17 protein-coding genes are annotated in these 19,171 nt (G+C 62.7%); 7 read left to right on the top strand and 10 right to left on the bottom strand.

Going from position 1 to position 19,171, the window contains the following annotated elements; all coding sequences use genetic code 11:
• Positions 1-79 precede the first annotated feature (79 nt).
• A complete protein-coding gene (locus CO667_RS11090) occupies positions 80-538 on the bottom strand; it encodes a YbaK/EbsC family protein (RefSeq protein ID WP_097618563.1) in 459 nt (152 codons plus the stop codon).
• Positions 539-1,444: 906 nt separating this feature from the next.
• Between CO667_RS11090 and CO667_RS11085 the strand changes: the two genes are divergently transcribed.
• From CO667_RS11085 to CO667_RS11055, 7 genes are all read left to right on the top strand, one after another.
• Positions 1,445-2,791 (top strand): extracellular solute-binding protein, encoded by a 1,347-nt coding sequence (locus tag CO667_RS11085; protein ID WP_097618422.1) that lies wholly within the window; start codon positions 1,445-1,447, stop codon positions 2,789-2,791.
• Between the two features lie 61 nt (positions 2,792-2,852).
• Positions 2,853-4,154 (top strand): ABC transporter permease subunit, encoded by a 1,302-nt coding sequence (locus tag CO667_RS11080; protein ID WP_097618421.1) that lies wholly within the window; start codon positions 2,853-2,855, stop codon positions 4,152-4,154.
• A gap of 2 nt (positions 4,155-4,156) precedes the next feature.
• Positions 4,157-4,999 carry a carbohydrate ABC transporter permease gene (locus CO667_RS11075; RefSeq protein WP_097618420.1) on the top strand — a complete coding sequence of 281 codons (843 nt, stop codon included), beginning with the start codon at positions 4,157-4,159 and terminating at the stop codon, positions 4,997-4,999.
• The gene (locus CO667_RS11070) at positions 4,999-6,054 is read left to right on the top strand and encodes an ABC transporter ATP-binding protein (RefSeq protein ID WP_097618419.1); all 1,056 of its coding nucleotides are present in this window, start codon (positions 4,999-5,001) and stop codon (positions 6,052-6,054) included. Before CO667_RS11075 ends, CO667_RS11070 begins: the two co-directional genes overlap by 1 nt.
• The gene (locus CO667_RS11065; RefSeq protein ID WP_097618418.1) at positions 6,054-6,833 is read left to right on the top strand and encodes a glycerophosphodiester phosphodiesterase; all 780 of its coding nucleotides are present in this window, start codon (positions 6,054-6,056) and stop codon (positions 6,831-6,833) included. Before CO667_RS11070 ends, CO667_RS11065 begins: the two co-directional genes overlap by 1 nt.
• Entirely contained in the window at positions 6,817-7,821 is a 1,005-nt protein-coding gene (locus tag CO667_RS11060; RefSeq protein WP_097618417.1) for a LacI family DNA-binding transcriptional regulator, read from the top strand. Before CO667_RS11065 ends, CO667_RS11060 begins: the two co-directional genes overlap by 17 nt.
• A complete protein-coding gene (locus CO667_RS11055) occupies positions 7,821-8,630 on the top strand; it encodes an inositol monophosphatase family protein (RefSeq protein ID WP_097618416.1) in 810 nt (269 codons plus the stop codon). Before CO667_RS11060 ends, CO667_RS11055 begins: the two co-directional genes overlap by 1 nt.
• Positions 8,631-8,682: 52 nt before the next feature.
• Here CO667_RS11055 and CO667_RS11050 read toward each other — a convergent pair whose 3' ends face one another.
• From CO667_RS11050 to CO667_RS11010, 9 genes are all read right to left on the bottom strand, one after another.
• Positions 8,683-10,338: a diguanylate cyclase gene (locus tag CO667_RS11050; protein ID WP_097618415.1), complete on the bottom strand. Its 1,656-nt coding sequence runs from the start codon at positions 10,336-10,338 to the stop codon at positions 8,683-8,685.
• A gap of 125 nt (positions 10,339-10,463) precedes the next feature.
• Positions 10,464-11,327 carry a glycerophosphodiester phosphodiesterase family protein gene (locus CO667_RS11045; protein ID WP_179874114.1) on the bottom strand — a complete coding sequence of 288 codons (864 nt, stop codon included), beginning with the start codon at positions 11,325-11,327 and terminating at the stop codon, positions 10,464-10,466.
• A 69-nt stretch (positions 11,328-11,396) separates the two neighbouring features.
• Entirely contained in the window at positions 11,397-12,491 is a 1,095-nt protein-coding gene (locus CO667_RS11040) for an aminotransferase class V-fold PLP-dependent enzyme (RefSeq protein WP_097618413.1), read from the bottom strand.
• Between the two features lie 11 nt (positions 12,492-12,502).
• Positions 12,503-13,285 carry an ATP-binding cassette domain-containing protein gene (locus CO667_RS11035; protein ID WP_097618412.1) on the bottom strand — a complete coding sequence of 261 codons (783 nt, stop codon included), beginning with the start codon at positions 13,283-13,285 and terminating at the stop codon, positions 12,503-12,505.
• Positions 13,282-14,076 (bottom strand): ABC transporter ATP-binding protein, encoded by a 795-nt coding sequence (locus CO667_RS11030; protein WP_097618411.1) that lies wholly within the window; start codon positions 14,074-14,076, stop codon positions 13,282-13,284. Before CO667_RS11030 ends, CO667_RS11035 begins: the two co-directional genes overlap by 4 nt.
• Positions 14,073-14,906: an ABC transporter permease gene (locus CO667_RS11025; RefSeq protein ID WP_097618410.1), complete on the bottom strand. Its 834-nt coding sequence runs from the start codon at positions 14,904-14,906 to the stop codon at positions 14,073-14,075. Before CO667_RS11025 ends, CO667_RS11030 begins: the two co-directional genes overlap by 4 nt.
• Entirely contained in the window at positions 14,903-15,892 is a 990-nt protein-coding gene (locus CO667_RS11020; RefSeq protein ID WP_097618409.1) for an ABC transporter permease, read from the bottom strand. The genes CO667_RS11025 and CO667_RS11020 overlap by 4 nt, the downstream gene beginning before the upstream one ends.
• Before the next feature lie 40 nt (positions 15,893-15,932).
• A complete protein-coding gene (locus CO667_RS11015) occupies positions 15,933-17,543 on the bottom strand; it encodes an ABC transporter substrate-binding protein (RefSeq protein WP_097618408.1) in 1,611 nt (536 codons plus the stop codon).
• Between the two features lie 229 nt (positions 17,544-17,772).
• A complete protein-coding gene (locus tag CO667_RS11010) occupies positions 17,773-19,170 on the bottom strand; it encodes an LLM class flavin-dependent oxidoreductase (protein ID WP_097618407.1) in 1,398 nt (465 codons plus the stop codon).
• Position 19,171 lies beyond the last annotated feature (1 nt).

The raw sequence follows: 19,171 nt of genomic DNA, 5'->3' as shown, positions 1-19,171 counted from the left end.
GCAATCACGGCATGTCGGGAGATAATATAGGTACTGTTTCTCAGGTGTGAAGTTCTTCAGCTCCAATTCCGCCATACGCCTACTGGCAGACGTCGACCCAGCTGGCGCCGGTCAGCTCGGCCAGCCGTCCGGTTTCGATGCGCACGGCCGAATTCGTCGAGCCGGCCGCCGGCACAACTTCATCGAAACGTTTCAGCGAGATGTCGCAATAGATCGGCAGCGGCGAGGGCAGGCCGAAAGGGCAGACGCCGCCGACCGGATGGCTGGTGACCGCCACCACCTCTTCTGCGTCGAGCATGCGCCCCTTGGCTCCGAACGTGTCCTTGAACTTGCGATTGTCGAGCCGTGCCATGCCGCCGGCAACGACCAGCATCATCTGCTCGCCGACCCGCAGACAGATCGTCTTGGCGATCTGGGCGGGCTCGACGCCGTGGGCTTCGGCGGCAAGCGCTACCGTCGAGGAGCTCTCGGCGGTTTCGATGATTTCGATATCGGGTGCATGGGCGCGGAAGAAGGCGCGGACGGATTCAAGGCTCATGAATGGACGTGCAAAAACGATGATCGGAGGATGCCGGATGCGATGGATACTGAAATCCAAGTATAATTCCGTAACTTAAAATTCCAGCTATTTCAATCAAAGCGTGGCTCGGCCGCCGAAGCCGGCCGGGATGACTTTGCCTTGAAACCATCCCGGCCGGATATTCCCCAACATCGGCGAGGAAGCCGATCTATGCATCTGATAAAGCGAGGTCGCGGCGCAGCCATGATGGAAAGGAGTCCAAGCTGGTTACCATGCGACGACGTTTCCGCCGGGCAATGATGGTTGCGACGAGAATCTCTCGAAAGCTAAATCGCGAGCAAAGCTCGCTCATGGATGTCGCCAAGCTCTCGCCGGCATGCTGATTGTTCATGATCAATCGCGGTCAGAATTCTGAACCGCCCTTCTTTCAAGCCTGAAGAGCGCAACGCCATGTCGCGCGGACGTCGCCGTGCCAAAACGCTGCGTGCGAAACGGATGCCGTCTTCGGATGGTGAAGCTTGAAGGTCTCGGACTGAATCGAGGGTAGGGAGCTTCGGAAGCCTATACCAAAGAGGCGTTGGACGAGGAAATATCTGTCATTGCACGCCTCCATTGTTGGTCGATTGCAACACTACCAATAGCTGATTGGGAAAACGGAGGCAAGGGGCACCTCATTCAGGCCTTCAAGATCGCCATCGATGCTGATTTTCACCCAGAAGCGATATCGCCTTTGCATCGGCAATTGACCACATCGAGAACATCGTCATAATAATTTTGCACACGTGCTCAATTTTGTCATTCGGCCGTTACATCAAACCCCTAGAGCGGACATCGTCACGTTTTCGTGGGGTTTCGGAGCGGCCATCATCAGCAGTGCTGACCCGCCAAGAGGCTTCACGCTGCTCTTCCAGGGAGACGAAGAAGATGACCATTTTGCCGACACTGAAATCCCTCACCATCGCAGCCGCCATCCTAGCCTCGACCTCTGCAATTGCGCTTGCCAAGGACGTTCACATCAGCGTCTGGGCCGGCGGCACCGGCCCGAACGACGTCTACCGCCTCGACGCCATCGAGATCGCAGCCCAGCAGTTGCAGCGTGAAGCCGCGCTGAAGGGCGAAGACCTGAAGATCACCGTCGAGAAGAAGCCCTATTCGGCCTGGGAGGACTTCAAGCAGGCGCTGACCCTTGCCGCCGAAGCCAAGACCGCCCCGAACATCGTCGTCAGCGGCCATGAAGACATCGCGCCATGGTCGCAGGCAGGCCTCATCGTTCCGATCGAGGATTACGTCGATCTCGACTCCTGGCCACTCAGCGACATCTATGAAAACCTGCTGAAGATCGCTTCCTACAACGGCACCGTCTACGGCATCCCGCAGGATGCCGAATCCCGCCCCATGTTCTTCTGGAAGCCTTACATGAAGGCGATCGGTTACAGCGACGCCGATCTGGATGCGCTGCCGCAGAGTGTTCAGGATGGCAAGTACACCATGAAGAACGTGCTTGAAGACGCCAAGAAGATGCAGGACAAGGGCCTCGTCCAGCCCGGCTACGGCTTTTATCCGCGCACCAGCAACGGTCCCGACTACTGGCAGTTCTACACCTCGTTCGGCGGCACGATGGAAGAAGACGGCAAGCTCGTCTTCGACAAGGCCGCGATGACCCGAACCTATCAGTTCTTCGCCGATGCCGTGAAGGCAGGCGTCACCAAGAAGAACCACATCGGCATGCCGGGCGACCAGTGGTGGAAGGAAGTCGCCACCGGCAAGGCCGGCATCTGGGACGCCGGCACCTGGCACTATGCCCGCCTCGTCAACCAGGAAGGCCTCAAGGACTTCTTCGGCAACGTGATCTTCACGCTGATCCCCGCCGGCGAAGGCGGCAAGGCCAACACGCTGACCCACCCGCTCGTCTACCTCCTGACCGCAGGTCACGACCAGGAAGACACCGAGATCGCCGCTCAACTGGTCAAGATCGCCTCCGAGCCGCGCACCAATGCGCTGCATGCGGTCAAATCAGCCCATCTCGGCATCTCCAAATCGGAATCCACCGTCGACTTCTACGCGGCCGACCGCTGGACCCGCGAAGCCACCGAGCGGCTGCTGCCACATGCCAATGCGATGCCGAACAATTCCGATTTCGGCAAATATTGGAACATCATGTGGAAGAACCTCGAAGCATCCTGGACCGGCGCCAAGACCGTGGACGCCGCAGTCGGTGATGCCGAGAGCGAGCTGAAGAGCACACTCGGCGACAAGATCGTCATCCGCTAAGATCGACTCTTCCGGGCGGCGGCAACCCGCCGCCCGGTCGGTTCGCGATGAGGGGGCTTCCATGAAATCGTCCAGAACGCTCGGACTGGTGATGATTGCGCCTGCGGCGATCATGATCGTCCTGTTCTTCCTGATGCCGGTGGTTCTGACGGCGGTCTTCTCGATGACCAACATGACGACTGCGACCGGCATATCAGGCGGTGTCTACCAGATCGCACCCAACTCCCTGATCGCGCTGAAATCGGCGATACCCGACATCGCTGCCGAGATGGCCGAACCGCGCTACACGATCGACGAGGCCGGCCTCACGGCCGTCGAGGGCCTCGGAATGGCGCCGGGGATTGCCGCGGAATTGCGCGCCAAACATATGGGCGAGGTCTTCCCGGCACGCCGCGACGTTGAGCGCATGATCAAGGATCTCACTGAGCGACCTTCGACACGCGAGGTCAAGCAGATCTCCGAACAGTTCAACCGCTCCGTCCTCAACACCCGCTTCGACAGCAAGGAGCAGCTGTTTTCGGCGCTGGACAGTCTGGGTTTCGCCCTGACGCCGGAGCAGAAGGAAACCGTCGCCAAGACCACCTATACCGGCTGGACCTGGACGACCGACAATTTCTCACGCATGGCCAGTTCGCCCGACATGGCGCGTGTGCTTTTCAATACCGTCCTCTACGTCGCACTGGTGCTGATGCTCTTCAACGTCGGTTATGCGCTGCTGCTCGCCATCTGGACGCATTACATGCCGCCGACGCCGGCCTCGATCTTCCGCGGCATCTGGCTCCTGCCGCGCATCACGCCCGTCGTCATCTACGTCATGCTGTGGAAGTGGCTCGCCTGGGACAGCGGCTTCATTTCGATCCTGATGGGCAAGTTCGGCTACCCCCCGAAGAACTACCTGCTCGATACCGCCTATAATGCCTGGTTCTTCGTGGTGCTGATCAACGGCTTCATCGGCGCCTCGATGGGCATGCTGGTGTTCTCCTCGGCGATGAAGGCTATTCCGAAGAGCCAGTTCTATGCGAGCGAGGTCGACGGCGCCTCGCGCTGGCAGCAGATCCGTTACATCATCCTGCCGCAGATGCGCTGGCCGATCCTCTTCGTCACCTGCTATCAGACCTTGTCGCTGCTTGCCTCCTTCAATGAAATCCTGCTCGCCACCAATGGCGGGCCGGGCAACGCGACCGAGGTCTGGGCGCTGTCTGCCTATCACACCGCGCTCAGGAACTATGCCGGCAATCTCGAATACGGGCTGGGTGCCGCCATGGCGCTGGTGCTCGTGGTCATCGGCGTGGCGCTGTCGCTCCTCTATCTGCGCGTCTTCAACTACGGCACGCTTGTCGCCAAGCCCCTGATCGAGGATTGACCATGGCCGAACGCTCGCAGCCCTCGGCAAATTACCGTAGCTGGCCTGTCCTGACGGCGCTGACCATCGTCAGCCTGCCGCTGCTGCTGATGTATGTCTATCTCTTCCTCGACACCGTGACGGTGAAGCAGCCGGATGCCTTGTTGCCCTCCGGCTTGACGCTCAATCACTGGCGTTTCCTGTGGCAGACGACGGCGGGCAAGGCGAACATCTGGCAGGTGACGGTGAATACGCTGCTCTTTGCAACCTGCACCACCAGCGTCGTGCTGATCGTCTCGTCGATGGCGGGCTATGTGCTGTCACGGCTGAACGTGCCGGCACGCGGCTTCTTCCTTGCCGGCGTCATGGTGCTGCATGCCTTCCCGTCGGTGACGCTGATTATCGCCATCTTCATCGTGCTGCAGATGGTCGGGCTCTACAATTCGTTGATCGGCGTCATCCTGGTGAAGGCGGCGATCGACCTGCCGCTCGGCATCTGGCTGATGAAAGGTTTCTACGACACCGTGCCCTGGGAAATCGAAATGGCCGGCGTCGTCGACGGCGCCTCGCGTTTCCGCGTCTGGCGCAGCCTGGTGCTGCCGCAGGTCAAGCCCGGCATCATGGCGCTCGGCCTGTTCTCCTTCCTCGCCGGATGGGGCGAATTCATCCTGCCGCAGGTGCTGGCGCCGGGCAATCAGGTGCAGGTGCTGTCGGTCTATCTCGCCGGCTTCCTCGCTGACGACAACAATTACGATTTCAACATGTTCAAGGCAGTCGGCCTCTTCTACCTCATTCCGGTGCTGATCGCTTACGCTCTTTTCAACAAATACCTCATGAACATCTACGGCGGCGGGAGCAAAGGCTGATGCGCATCCTCCTCGACAATTTCTCGAAGAGCTTCGGCTCCACCAAGGTCATCGAGAATATGCAGCTCGAAGTCGGCGACGGCGAGATGCTGGCGCTGCTCGGCCCGTCCGGCTGCGGCAAATCGACGACGCTTTTTGCGGTCTGCGGCATTCACCGGCCGACCGGCGGACGCATCCTCTTCGGCGATCGCGACGTCACCGACCTGCCGAGCCAGGCCCGCAATGTCGGCGTCGTCTTCCAGTCCTATGCGCTCTACCCGCACATGACGGTTGCCGAAAACATCGGCTTTCCCCTGAAGGTGAAGGGCGTCAACGCCGCCGACATCCGCAAGGAGGTCGACAAGATCGCGGCTCTCGTCCAGATCGGCAATCTGATGGGCCGCCGGCCGGCCGAGCTTTCCGGCGGCCAGCAGCAACGCGTGGCGCTGGCGCGCGCACTGATCCGCAAGCCCGACGTGCTGCTGCTCGACGAACCGCTCGCCAATCTCGACGCCAAGCTGCGCCTCGAAATGCGCTCGGAAATCCGCCGCCTGCAGCGCGAGACCGGCATCACCGCCATCCTCGTCACCCATGACCAGGTGGAGGCGATGAGCATGTGCGACCGCATCGCCATCATGAAGGAAGGCGAGATCGTCCAGATCGCCACGCCGGCCGAAATGTACAATGACCCGAAGACCGCCTTCGTCGCCGGCTTCCTCGGCAACCCGCCGATCTCCTTCCTGCGCGGCATCGCCGACAACGGCGCTTTCGCAATCCCGGAAAGCGAAATCCGAGTCCCTTTGCCCGATACCGTCGCTGCCGCCGAGGGCACCAGGCTGATGCTCGGCGTCCGGCCGGAGCATTTCACCCCGGCTGGCGATGTCGTCGTCTCCGGCAAGGTCACCTTCGCCGAAACGCAAGGCCGCGAGAACCTCTACGACGTGGCGCTTGCCGGCGGGCCGCTGCTGCGCTCGATCCAGCCGGTGCGCAGCGATATCCATGTCGGCGACGATGTCCGCTGGGCGATCGACAGCCGCGGCGTGTTCGTCTTCGACGAAAACGGCAGGAGGCTCTGATGACCCGCGATTTCTCGGCATTTTTCGAGCGTTACGGCTGGCCGTCGGCCAAGGGTCGGCTGCCCTTCTGCATCGGCCACCGCGGCGCCAGCGGCCATGAACGCGAAAACACCATCGCCGCTTTCCGCCGCGCTGCCGAACTCGGCGCTGAGATGTGGGAGCTTGATACGCAGCTGACCCGCGACGGCGTCGTCGTCGTCTCGCATGACGACCATCTGGAACGGGTGTTCGGTATCGACCGCCGCATATCCGAAATGACGGCCGCCGAGCTTGCCGGGCTCGACGGCGTCGACGTGCCAAGTTTTTCGGAGGTCGCCGCTCTCGGCCGCGAGACCGGGACCGGTCTCTATGTCGAACTCAAGGCGCCCGGGACCGGCCTGCGCTGCTGGCGCCATCTTGCCGAGATGAACCAGCGTTTCGCCTGTCTCGGCTCCTTCGATACGGCCCAGGTGCGCGAACTCCGCGACGCGGGCTCAGACTTCCCGCTCTCGGTGCTGATCCGCGTCGGCCACGATCCGCATGCGCTCGGCGACGAGGCCGGCGCCGATATCCTGCATCTCTGCTGGGAGAGGGCGGGCGAACGCCCGCAGGATCTGGTGACCGAGGCGCTGACGCGTCGCGCCTTCGAGGCGGGCCGCGAGATCGTGCTCTGGCACGAGGAGCGGCCGGCCGTTCTCGATGACATCATGAAACTGCCGGTTCTCGGCATCTGCACGGATCTGCCCGATCTGATGCGGCCGTCGGCAGAGAGGGATAAAGCAGTTGGCAGACAGGGATAAGGGACCGCGCAAGGTAACCTCCTTCGACGTGGCGCGGGTCGCCGGCGTCTCGCGCGCCGCCGTGTCGCGCGCCTTCACCCCGGATGCCAGCGTCTCGTCGAAGACGCGCGAGAAGGTCTTTGAGGCCGCCAAGGAATTGGGCTATCGGGTGAACTATCTTGCCCGAAGCCTTACCAATAAACGCTCCGATCTGGTCGGCGTCGTCGCCGCCGGTCTCGACAATCCGTTCCGGACACTGCAGATCGAGAATCTGGCAAGAGTGCTGATCGCCCGCAATTTCCGCCCCATCCTGCTGCCGACGTCGCAGGAGGCGGATACCTCGACCGTCATCGGCCAGCTGCTGCATTACGCCGTCTCAGGCGTCATCGTCACCTCGGACGCGCCGCCGACCGAGATTTGCGAGCAATGTGCGGCCGAAGGCGTGCCGATCGTGCTGATCAACAAGGGCAACGATATCCCCTTCGTCGACCGCATCATCTCCGACGATCGCATGGCCGGCCATCTCGCCGCCACCCACCTGATCGACAGCGGCGCGCGAAAGCCAGCCGTGATGGCGGCTCCCGCCATATCCTATACGGCGCGGCGGCGCAGCGAAGCCTTCGTCGCACGCTGCAAGCAGCTCGGGGTCGAAGCGCAGATGCTGCAGGTCAGGATCAACGATTACCGGAGCGGCTATGATGCGGCAGCCGAACTTGCCGCAGCCGGCATCGACGGGCTGTTCTGCGCCAACGACTATATGGCCTGCGGCGTGGTCGACCGCGTCATGCAGGGCCGCAGCCGTGATGATGCGCCGCCGCTCTCCATCATCGGTCATGACGACATTCCCCAGGCGAGCTGGACCGCCTACGACCTCACCACCATCCGCCAACCCTGCGACCTCCAGGCCGAACAGACCGTCGACCTGCTGATGAGCCGGATGGCCGAACCTGATCTGACGGCGCGCGTCGAATTCACGCCGGTGACACTGATAAGAAGAAGGACGGCCTGATGAGTTCCGCATTCGATACCGCTGCCATCCGCGCACGCTCACAGGTGGCGATCTCAGTCGCCCTCGAGGTCGGACGGGAAGCGGCCCGGTTTCGGCGCGACTCGAACCCCGGTACCCTCGCCGTCGAGAACAAGGGACTACAGGATTTCGTCACCATCGCCGACAGGCGGGCCGAGCAGGCGATCCGCGACGGGCTCATCTCGCGCTTTCCCGATGATACCTTCATGGGCGAGGAGAGCGGCGGAGGATCGGGCGGGACCGGCACCTGGGTTGTCGATCCGATCGACGGCACGACCAACTATATCAGGGGCTTCCGTCACTGGGGCGTCTCGATCGCCTTCGTCGCCGGCGGCACGGTCGAGATCGGCGTGGTCTACGATGCCACCGAGGACAAGGTCTTTCACGCCATCCGCGGCGGCGGGGCCTTCAAGGACGGGCTTCCGGTCCATGCGGCTGCGACCGCCGATCCGGCCCATGCGCTCGTTATTCTCGGTCATTCCCGCAAGACTGGCTTCGACGACCATCTGGCGCTCTTGCGGCGGCTCCACGAACGCGGCATGGACTACCGCCGCACGGGCGCGGCCGCCATCGACCTCGTTCGTGTCGCCGAGGGCGCGGCCGATCTCTATTACGAGCGCCATCTCAACGCCTGGGACATGCTCGCCGGTGCGCTGATCGCCAAAGAGGCCGGCGCAATGGTGGCGATGCCTGATGTCGACAGACTGCTTGCTGAGGGCGGACCCGTCATCGCCCACGCGCCGGGGCTTGCCGGCGAATTCGCATTCATCCTCGACATCGCGGGGCTATAAATCCGCTCGATTGACGAAACCGCGAGCTTTGTCCGCAAGCTGCGGAACGCCGTTACGCCACAACGCGATTGCGACCGGTCTTTTTCGCCGTATAGAGATTCTGATCGGCGATCGCCAAAATCCTGTCCGGAGAATTGGCAGACAGGGTGCTGGCGACACCGCTGCTGATCGTCACGCGCAGCCCGTTGCAGATCTCCGACCAGTCCCATTGTTCAACCGCCAAGCGCAACCTCTCGCAGACATCGGTGGCACCTCGCGGAGCGCCGGCGAGCAGGACGACGAACTCCTCACCGCCAAAGCGGATCGCCTGATCGGTAATCCGCAGTTGGTTGCGCAATATGGTTCCGATGGCGCTCAGAACCTGGTCGCCGATCATGTGAGAGAAGTTGTCGTTGACCGATTTGAAGTGATCGACATCCAGCATCGCAATGGAATAGGGACGCTTCTCGGTCGTCAGCTCCTTAAAGCGGCTGTCGAGATATTTGCGATTATAAAGCCCGGTCAGCGCGTCGAGATAGACGGCATTGGCAAGGATATCGGTTTCTTCCTGCAATTTCTGATAGGAGGCCTCCAGCGTATCGGCGCGCTTCGACTCCGTTTCGGCAACTTCCTTAAGCCGCTTGGTTTCATAGTAGATTTCGGCCAGACGTGCGCGCTGCTGGGTTCTCTCGGCACTGTTCTGCAGATAGGCTTGGTGGTATTTCTTATGAGCCTCCAGCGCCAGATCGAACTGCCCCAACCCTTCATGAGCCTGCGACAGATAAAAATAGATCTGGATATAGGAATCGAAACTTCCGCCCTCGCCGATCAGCTCCATCGCCTCGAGCAGCAGCGACAGGGCGTCGGCGAATTTTCCGTAATTGATGTAGATCTGACCCAAGGTGTAGAGATATTGCTGCCGGTCCCTGACATAGCTGTTCTCTTGAAATAGCTGATAGCGGTCCATGCACTGGAGAGCCTTCTCGTGCTCGCCCAGGTGGCTGTAGTAATCGGCGTTGTTGCCGAGACAAATGCGAGCAGCCCAGCTGTCGCCGGTCTCGATGGCGATGTCGAGCGCCTGTTCGGTCAGTTCCAGCGCCCGGATCAGCATCCGGTGTCCTTCCTCCGGTTTGCCGAGCGCTTGCGCAATATATCCGCCTTCCGAATGAGCGCCGCCGAGATTGACGAGCCACCAGCATTCATAGGTTTTGTCACCGATCGATCTGGCGAGTTCGACGGATCTCTCGCTCATCAAGATCGCCCGGTCAGGCTGCTTGTTGTACCAGAAGATAATGCCAATGACGTTGGTCGCCAGGCTTTGCGCTTTCGCGTCTGCAGCCCTTTCGGCCAGATCAAGCGCGCGGGTCGCTTCTTCGATCGCTTCCTCCGGCAAGCCCAATTCCAAGAGCAGCCATCCGAAATAGGCCCGGGCATAGGCCTCCTGCCTGGGCTCCGCGTGTAATTTCCAGAAGTCTACCGCCCGCCGGACATGCGTCAGTCCAAGTTCGGCCTTGCCGATCTGAAAACAGTACCAGGCGATGTCGGTGTCGCATCGCGCAGCGAGCCAATCGTCGCCCCGCGCCTTGGCATCGGCCAGTATTTCACCGGCCAGTGTGAGGGCCTCGAGCGAACGGCCTGTACACCCAAGATGCCACGCCTGCTGTAAGCTGGAATTTGCTTGTTGAGTAATTTCTACAGTATCAACAGCTTGCATATCGAACACCAACATTTGTCTGTCGGCATATGGATAACATCAGAAGTTTAAAATGATGCAAATTGTACAAAACCTCCGACAAGCCCGGAAATAGGGTATCGAAAGCCGCTCACACGTTTCGGCAGCATGTGCCAAGGCGGTTAATCCGCCATGCGGCGGCCCCAGGCCCGTTCGGTCGCCGGCGCCTCGTCGGTCGTGATCTGGTCCGGCTTCAGCGCCATCAGCGCCTGGAAGTTCCGCCATTCCTCTTCGTTGAAGCCAGCCTCCCGATCCCTGAGGGTAAAGGTCCAGGCATCGACGCGTTTGCCTTCGTCATGGCAGAGCCCGATCATGTCGAGACCTCCATTGGCGGCATCAAGAATCAGCGGCCAGTGGAGATAGACCGTGTCCGGTTCGGTCGGGCCGCGCAGGTCGGCGCGCAATTCCGTCTCGACCGCCTCCCAGCCGCTGGCCTGCCTGATATCGTAGAGCTTGTCTGTGGGATCGATGCCGCGCAGGAGATGCGGCAGCTTCTCCTTGACCGCGACGATGAGGTCGAGACTGCCGCCGCTGACGATCACCGAGGCGGCGATATCGCGGAAGTGCGCGGCAAGATGCTCGATACCTTTGGCGCCGATCGCCTCATAATCGTCCTTCATGTCGAATTGCAGCAGCGCGGCCGGATGCGTCGATTGCATCATGGCGGCGAGATCTTCGCTGAGGATCAGCGGCCGGTCGCCCTCCTGCATCCTGAGATCGCTGAGGTCGCCCATGCTCTTTTCGGCGATCGGTCCATGACCGGTCGTTTCACCGTCGAGGTCCTCGTCGTGCAGGACGACGAAACCGCCATCGGCGCGCACCCGCAGATCGAGCTCCATCGAGGCGCCTGCGGCAAATCCCTCCGCCATCACCTCGGCGGAGAACAGCGGATCGGCAAATCGTTTGCGCAGCCGGTGCCATTTCAGGCGGGTGCGATGCCCCTCATGCGAAATCTCCAGGCCCTGCGCATCCAGCAATCTCGTCATCTGCACCAAGTCTCCGTGATGCCACTCTCCTGCCTTGACGAGCCGTGTTTATCAAGGGCCGAATACGGTTCAGCGGCTGTAGGCCGCGGATATTGCCTCCGCAGCGGCGGCGATATCGCAGGGATGGCCGGCCTGCCTCAGGGCCGCGCCATAGGCCACGACATTCGAGAGCACCGCCTGGAACGAGGTGCGCGGACCTGTGTGGTTCAGCCGCACGAGACGGGCCGGCGCGGTTCCGACGGCGTCGGTCAGCTCGACGCCCAACCGTCCGGCGGCTGCGATCAGTGCAGCCGGCGCCAGCGCCTGCGGCACCGGAACCGCCGTCACCAGGTTCGAAGCCTTTGCTGCCGGCACCCAAGCCGGGGCGCCGAGTGCGGTTAGCCCCGCCCGTGTCGCCGATGCCGCCAGCGCATGGCGCGCGACGATATTCTCCAGGCCTTCGGCCTCGATGCGGTCGAGGGCGATCTCCAGCGCGAAAAATTCCAGCGGCGCCGGCGTTCCCGGCAGGCTCCGTCGGCCATTGTCGACCCATGATTTCAGGTCGGCCAGCGACAAGATCGAATCGCGCGGTGCGCCATCTCGGAGAATGAGATTCCAGGCGCTAGGGCTGACCGAGAGTGCAGACAGACCGGCCGGGCCGCCGAGCGCCTTCTGTGGGCCGATCACCGCGATGTCGATGCCGAGCTCGTCAACATCGAACTCATGGCCACCGATGGAGGCGACCGCATCAACGACGGTGACGATGCCGCGGGCGCGGGCAAGCGCCAATATCTCCGGCAGGGGGTTAAGGATACCGCTCGCGGATTCCGCGTGAACCAGAGCGAGCGCATCGATGCGACCAGCCGCGTCAAGTGCTTTGGCCACGGCTTCGATTTCGACCGGCAGGCCGGGTTCGGCGACAAGATCCCTGACCGTCACACCGCCCCGCCGCAGCCATTGCCCGAACCAGCTGCCATAGGGGCTGGTGACGATGTTGAGTGCCGTAAGGCCGGGGCGCGCCAGGCTGACGGCGGCCGCTTCCAGCGCCACCACCGCCTCGGCCTGCACCAGCACTATATCGTTGCGGCTGCGCAAGATGCCGCCGATCCTGTCGGCAAGGAGGGCGTAGCGCTCCGCGGGATAGGAGGGCACGCCATGCAGGGGATTCCAACCAAGATCGGACATGGATACTTCCTTCAGCAGGGATCGGTCACGAGACGGGGGACGGCGGCAACGAGCGCACGGGCGGCATCGGATTGCGGCGCGGCAACGACCGTCGCTGCCGGACCGGTTTCGACGATCCGCCCGCCATCCATGACGGCGATGCGGTGGGAAACGGCGCGGACCACGGCAAGATCGTGTGAAATGAACAGACAGGCAATGCCCTGTTCTTTCTGCAGATCGACCAGGAGTTCGAGAATCCTGCCGCGCACGGTCACATCGAGCGCGGAGACCGCTTCGTCGAGCACCAGCAGCGAGGGCCGTGTCGCAATCGCTCGGGCGATCGCCACACGCTGCCGCTGGCCGCCGGAGAGCGCACGGACCGGCCGGCCGGCATAATCGGCAGACAGGCCGACACGTTCGAGCAGCGTGGCGATCTCGTCGCGGCGGCGGTCTTTCGCGACGACGCTGTGAATGCGAAGCGGATCGTCGAGCACGGCGCCAACGCTCGCCAGCGGATTGAAGGCCGCGAGCGGGTCCTGGAACACCATCTGCATGCGCGCCCGCCGGCGACGGAGGGAGGCGCCGTTCAGAGCAAGCCAATCCTCTCCCTCGAAGCGGACCGAGCCGGCATCGGCGCTGAGAAGCCGCAACAGGATGCGCGACAGCGTCGATTTCCCGCTGCCGGAAGCGCCGACGAGACCGAGCGTTTCCCCAGGCGCGATCGTCAGCGACACGTTGTCGAGAGCGGCAACCCGGCGTCCCGCGGAAGAAAACCCTTTCGACAAGTTTTCGACGGAAAGCAGCACATCGTTCATGGCAGTACCTCCGCGATCAGCGGTGGTGTCGCGAGGTCGCGGTGGCTGGCGATCAGGGCGGCGGCATAGTCGCTTTTCGGCGCCGAAAGCACCGAACGGACAGGGCCTGCCTCGACCAGCCTCGCATTGCGGAAAACGGCGATGCGATCGACGAAACCGGAGGCAAGCGCGATGTCGTGGGTGATGAAAAGCAGCGTCATGCCGTCCTCGCGCACCAGCCCGTCGAGCAGGCGGACGATCTCGGCCTGAACGACGACGTCGAGCGCGCTGGTCGCCTCGTCGGCGATCAGCAGCGCAGGCCTTGCGGCGATGGCCGCGGCGATCGCCACGCGCTGGCGCTGCCCGCCGGATAGCTGGTGCGGGAAGGCCTGTACCACCTTGTCGGGCTGCGGTATCCGAACCCGCTCGAGCAATTCCTCAGCCCTGATATAGGCCTGTTTCCAGCTGAGACCGAGATGGCGCTTGGCGCCCTCGGCGATCTGCTCGCCGATCGTCAGGACCGGGTTGAGGCTGGAGCCTGGATCCTGGAAGACGAAGCCGAAATCGCGGCCCGGGCGGGGCGGATGAGCAAGCCCGGGCCAGAGCATCTCGCCGCCGACTGTCGCTTCCTCCGGCAGCAGGTCGGCAAGGGCGCGGGCGAGCGTGCTCTTGCCCGAACCGCTTTCGCCGATGATCGCCAGTCTTTCGCCGGCGACGATATCGAGATCGATCCCATCGAGCGCGGCCGCACCGTTCCTGCCGCGCCCGTAGGTTACCGAGAGCTGCCGGAGGCTGCAGAAAATGCCGCTCATGCCGCCCTCACGCCGTCGTCGCCAAGCGCCTTGGCGAGACCTTCGCTGAACAGATGAACGCCGAGCACGGTAATGGCCAGTGTCGCGCCCGGTATGACGGAGAGATAGGATGCCGAACGCAGCACGCTGCGTCCCTCGGCAATCATCGAACCCCAGGTGGCGATGTTGGGGTTGCCGAGGCCGAGGAAGGAAAGCGCCGCCTCGGTGAGAACAGCACCGGCGACGATGGTGGCGGATAGCGCCAGCACCGGCGGCAGCGCGTTCGGCAGGATTTCCCGGAAGGCGATCTCGGCCGGATGCATGCCGATCACCCTTGCCGAGGCGACATAATCCTGTTCGCGGATCGCCAGCACCTGCGCCCGCGTCAACCGCGCCGGATCGGCCCAGGTTCCGAGCGCAATGGCAAGGACGACGACAGGCGTCGACACCCCGATCGTGCTGACGAAGGCGAGCGCCAGCAGGAAGCCCGGCACGATCTGGAAAGCGTCGACCACCCGCATCAGCGCCTCGTCGACGAGCCCGCCGGCAAAACCCGCCGCCATACCGACGAAGACGCCGAGGATCATGGCCGAAAACGCCGCCGCAAGGCCGATGGTCAGCGAGGTCCGCGCGCCATACATGAGGCCGGCCAGGACGTCGCGGCCGAGACGGTCGGTGCCGAGCGGAAAAGCCGGATCGGTGAACGGCGCCAGCAGGGCTCGACCGGCAATTCTCAACGGATCACCCGGCGAAACGACGGGAGCGAGCAGCCCGGCCGAAATCAGGATGAGAAGGATCGTAAGTCCGATCGCACCTTCCGGCGTGCGCAGCAGGCGCCGCAGCCAGCTCATATGCCGCCCTCCGACGCGCCGATGCGCGGGTCGAGCGCGGCATAGACGAGATCGACGAGAAAATTGACCGCGATGACAAGGACGGCGCTGGTGACGATAATGCCCATCAACAGCGGTGCATCGCGGCCATTGACCGCTTCCTGCGCCAGCCGCCCGAAACCCGGGATCGCAAAGACGCTCTCGATCACCACGCTGCCGCCGAGCATCGCCGACGATTGCAGCCCGAGCATGGTGACGAGCGGCAGCAGCGCATTGCGCGCCACGTGGCGCAGCACGATCCGGCTGCGCGACAGGCCTTTGGCGCGGGCGAAGAGCACGAAGTCGAGCTTCCACGCCTCGGCCATGCCAGCACGCATCACCCGCAGGAACAAGGCGAGATAGATCAGGGCGAGCGCGCCGACCGGCAAAACCAGATGATCCGCAATGTCCAACGCGCGGGCAAAACCTGTCTTGCCGGAAGCGATCGTCTCGACGCCGGCGATCGGAAACCAGCGCAGCTTCACCGAAAAGGCAATGCTCAGAACCAAGCCAAGCCAGAAGCTCGGAATGGCATAGACGATCAGCGAGCCGATCGACAGCAATCGGTCGCGAAAGCTTCCCGGCCGCGCCCCGGCAAGAATGCCGAGCGCCGAGCCGAGACCGAAGGACAGCGCCGTCGCGCTGCCCATCAGCAGCAACGTGTTGGGCAGGCGTTCTGTGATGAGCGCGCCGACCGGCCTGCCGAAGGCGACCGACCAGCCGAGATCGAAGCGTGCGAGTGAGGAAAGATAGAGCCAGAGGCGCGCAAACATCGATTGGTCGAGGCCGTAGCTCTCGCGTAGCGATTGCCTAAGGGCGGCATCGCCGCCGCCGATCGAGCCAAGATAGGCGTCGACGGCGTCGCCCGAGGCGGATTCGAGCAGGAAAAAGGTGAAGATCACCACGATCAGCAGCACCGGAATGCTGCTGATCGCCCTGCGCCTCAGGAGGATGATGGCTCGTTTCACGCCGGACAGGGCCTCTGGAAGAGAATTGCCGCCGATTCTATCACGATTGCAGCGCGGTATCGCCCCAGTTCGAGACCGCCCAGCGCGGATTGTCCGCGACGTTCAGCACGGTATCGCGCGCGACGGTGATGAACCCCCATTCCGCGACGTTGATCAGCGGCAGATCGGCGACGACGAGCTGCTGGAACTTGCGGTAGAGATCGGTGCGCGCCGCCGTGTCGACCGTCTCGGAGGCCTGTTTGATGATCTTGTCGAGCTCCGGATTGGCGTAGCCGCCCTGGTTGGAGAAGGGCACGCCGGCTGGTGTCCCGGACTGGACGAGAATGGTGGTGGAGATCGCCGGATCGCCGCGGAAGACCGGCGGACCGACGGCAAGGTCGAAATCGTGGTCGGTATAAACAGCCTTCTGGTGCGCGGCCGCATCGGCATTGACGATCTCGGCATCGATGCCGATCACGGCAAGCGCCTGGCGAAGGTAATCGCCGAACTGGCGGGTCTCGTTGAAATAGGGCGCGGGGCGGAGTTTCAGCGTGAAGCGGTTGCCATCAGGCCCTTGTTTATACCCGGCCTTGTCGAGAATATCGTTGGCAGCGGCGGGGTCGAACGCATAGGTCGCGACATCGGATGTATAGAATTCCGGCGCATTCTTCGGCACCGGGCCGGTCGAAGCAGTGGCGTAACCGAGGAAGATCGTATCGACCACGAATTTCTTGTCGATTGCCTGGGCGATCGCCTGACGCACCCGGAGATCGGCCAACTCCTTGCGGCGGTGATTGATCTCGACGATGAGCTGGTAGGTCAGGGCCTCGTAGCCCTTCGAGATCACCTTGATGCCGTCGACCTTGGAGATGCGGTCGAGATCGGCGAGCGGCACCGCCGAAAAGGCGGCAAGCTGGATTTCCTCTGCTTCGAGTGCGGCACCCGCCGCCTCGCGATCCGGCAGCACGCGGAAGACGATCTCGTCGAGTTTCGGCTGCTCCTTGTCCCAGTAAGTCTCATTGCGCGTCAGCCGGTAATATTCGCCGGGCTTGTGTTCGGCGAACTTGAACGGCCCGGTGCCGACAAGCGTGTTGTTGGCCGGATTGGTGGCGATATCGCTGCCGTCGAAAATGTGTTTGGCGACGACGCTTGTCACAACAGGCAGCGCGTTGCGGATCAGCTGGAACGGCGTCGGCTTGGAGAAACGGAAGACGGCGGTGTAATCGTCAGGCGTATCGACGGCTTCGAGATTGGCGAAGACCAGGCGGCCGAGATTCTGCAGCGGCTTCCAGATGTTGAGCGCCGAGAAGGCGACATCGACTGATGTAAACGGCTTGCCGTCGTGCCAGGTGACGCCATCGCGCAGCTTGAAGGTGACGGAAAGGCCGTCGGCCGAGCCCTCCCAGGAGGTGGCAAGCCGCGGCGCAAGCCCGTCCTTGCCATCGAACGACGCTTCGGCGAGCGGCTCGATCACCTTGCTCGCAACGAAGAAGACACCGTTCGAGGCGACGATCGCAGGATTGAGGTTCTTCGGCTCGGAATCGGCCGCAACGATCAGCCGTCCGCCGGCGGGCGCCGTCTGTGCAAGCGCTTGCCGGGCGAGCGCCGTCGAGGCAAGGAGCAGGGCGGTGCCCTTCATCAGCGTGCGCCGCGAGATAGATAGTACGGTCATGACCCCTCCTGATCGGTGAAATTTCCAGAGCCTATATTCAGGTCGAAACACCGATTGTCATAGAGATTAAATTCGAATGATCTGGCTCCGCGAGACATTTTTTGTCACCCAGAGCGCCGCGCGTCCAACAGGACGCGCTAAGGACGCTCTGTCACTTTGATTGGCGCATAATCCTCCCTAAAAATCGGATCCGATTTTTAGGGAGGATTATGCGCCGGTCATTATTCGCTCAGCCGCTGGCGGCGACGCGGGTAGGCTCGCCGAAGAGATTGCGATAGGCCGCACCCGGATGCGGCGCGGCAAGCCGCGGCCCCGCTCCCCCGAGCTTTTCGCGCAGCGTTCCCTTGGTATAGTCCGTCTTGTAGACGCCGCGCTTCTGCAGTTCCGGCACCAGCAGATCGACGGCATCCTCGAAACTCTCCGGCGTCACGGCATAGGCGAGATTGAAGCCGTCGACATCGGTATCCTCGATCCATTCCTGCATCAGGTCGGCGACCGTCTGCGGCGAGCCGACGAAAACCGGGCCGAAACCGCCGACGCCGACCCAGTCGGCCATTTCGCGCACCGTCCATTCCTTGGTGGGATCGATGGTCGTGAAGGTCTCGACAGCCGATTGCACCGCATTGGTATGGCGGTGGCGGAGCACCTCGTCCGGCCCGAACTGGCCGAAATCGATGCCGGTCCAGCCGGAGATCAGTGTCAGCGCACCCTCGAAGGAGGCATATTTGCGGTATTCGTTGAATTTCCGCTGCGCACCCGCATCCGTTTCGCCGAGGACCACGGTCTGCAGGTTGAAGGCGAGGATTTCGCGCGGATTGCGGCCGATACGTTCGGCCGCCTCGCGGACATTGGCGACGTAGCGCTTCAGCACCGCCTTCGACGGGGAGGCGACGAAGATGCATTCGGCATGGGCGCCGGCGAAATCCTTGCCGCGGCTGGAGGCGCCGGCTTGGTAGAGCACCGGGGTGCGCTGCGGCGAGGGTTCGCTCAAGTGAATGCCGGGCACGTTGAAATGCTTGCCGGCATGGCGGATCGGATGGACTTTTTCCGGATGGGTGAAGATGCCGCTTTCGCGGTCACGGACGACGGCGCCATCCTCCCAGCTTCCCTCCCAGAGTTTGTAGCAGACCTCGAGATATTCCTCGGCAAGATCGTAGCGATCGTCATGCTTGGTCTGCGCGGGCTGGCCGATATTGAGCGCGCCGCTGTTGAGATAGGAGGTGACGATATTCCAGCCGACGCGGCCCTTGGTCAGATGGTCGAGGGTCGAGATGCGGCGGGCGAAGGTGTAGGGATGCTCGAAGGAGAGCGATGCCGTCAGGCCGAAGCCGAGATGCTCGGTCTCGTAGGACATGGTCGGGATCAGCTGCAGCGGATCGTTGACCGGCACCTGTGCGGAATGGCGAAGTGCGGCATCGACATTGCCGTTCAGCACGTCGTAGACGCCGAGCACGTCGGCAATGAACAGGCCGTCGAACTTGCCGCGCTCCAGCGTCTTTGCCAGATGCACCCAGTAGTCGAGATCCTTGTAGGTCCAGGATTTGTCGCGCGGATGGCGCCAGAGCCCCGGCGACTGGTGTCCGACGCAATTCATATCGAAGGCGTTCAGCCTGATTTCGCGGGTCATG

This window comes from Rhizobium sp. L43 (assembly GCF_002531725.1).
GTDB lineage: Bacteria > Pseudomonadota > Alphaproteobacteria > Rhizobiales > Rhizobiaceae > Rhizobium.
Note: the sequence above shows the minus strand (reverse complement) of the source record. Positions and strands in the feature narration are given on the sequence as shown.

Excerpts from the sequence above, each read along its gene's own strand:
- CO667_RS11090 (WP_097618563.1), bottom strand. The coding sequence starts at position 538 with ATGAGCCTTGAATCCGTCCGCGCCTTCTTCCGCGCCCATGCACCCGAT.
- CO667_RS11085 (WP_097618422.1), top strand. The coding sequence starts at position 1,445 with ATGACCATTTTGCCGACACTGAAATCCCTCACCATCGCAGCCGCCATC.
- CO667_RS11080 (WP_097618421.1), top strand. The coding sequence starts at position 2,853 with ATGAAATCGTCCAGAACGCTCGGACTGGTGATGATTGCGCCTGCGGCG.
- CO667_RS11075 (WP_097618420.1), top strand. The coding sequence starts at position 4,157 with ATGGCCGAACGCTCGCAGCCCTCGGCAAATTACCGTAGCTGGCCTGTC.
- CO667_RS11070 (WP_097618419.1), top strand. The coding sequence starts at position 4,999 with ATGCGCATCCTCCTCGACAATTTCTCGAAGAGCTTCGGCTCCACCAAG.
- CO667_RS11065 (WP_097618418.1), top strand. The coding sequence starts at position 6,054 with ATGACCCGCGATTTCTCGGCATTTTTCGAGCGTTACGGCTGGCCGTCG.
- CO667_RS11055 (WP_097618416.1), top strand. The coding sequence starts at position 7,821 with ATGAGTTCCGCATTCGATACCGCTGCCATCCGCGCACGCTCACAGGTG.
- CO667_RS11050 (WP_097618415.1), bottom strand. The coding sequence starts at position 10,338 with ATGTTGGTGTTCGATATGCAAGCTGTTGATACTGTAGAAATTACTCAA.
- CO667_RS11045 (WP_179874114.1), bottom strand. The coding sequence starts at position 11,327 with ATGACGAGATTGCTGGATGCGCAGGGCCTGGAGATTTCGCATGAGGGG.
- CO667_RS11040 (WP_097618413.1), bottom strand. The coding sequence starts at position 12,491 with ATGTCCGATCTTGGTTGGAATCCCCTGCATGGCGTGCCCTCCTATCCC.
- CO667_RS11035 (WP_097618412.1), bottom strand. The coding sequence starts at position 13,285 with ATGAACGATGTGCTGCTTTCCGTCGAAAACTTGTCGAAAGGGTTTTCT.
- CO667_RS11030 (WP_097618411.1), bottom strand. The coding sequence starts at position 14,076 with ATGAGCGGCATTTTCTGCAGCCTCCGGCAGCTCTCGGTAACCTACGGG.
- CO667_RS11025 (WP_097618410.1), bottom strand. The coding sequence starts at position 14,906 with ATGAGCTGGCTGCGGCGCCTGCTGCGCACGCCGGAAGGTGCGATCGGA.
- CO667_RS11015 (WP_097618408.1), bottom strand. The coding sequence starts at position 17,543 with ATGACCGTACTATCTATCTCGCGGCGCACGCTGATGAAGGGCACCGCC.
- CO667_RS11010 (WP_097618407.1), bottom strand. The coding sequence starts at position 19,170 with ATGACCCGCGAAATCAGGCTGAACGCCTTCGATATGAATTGCGTCGGA.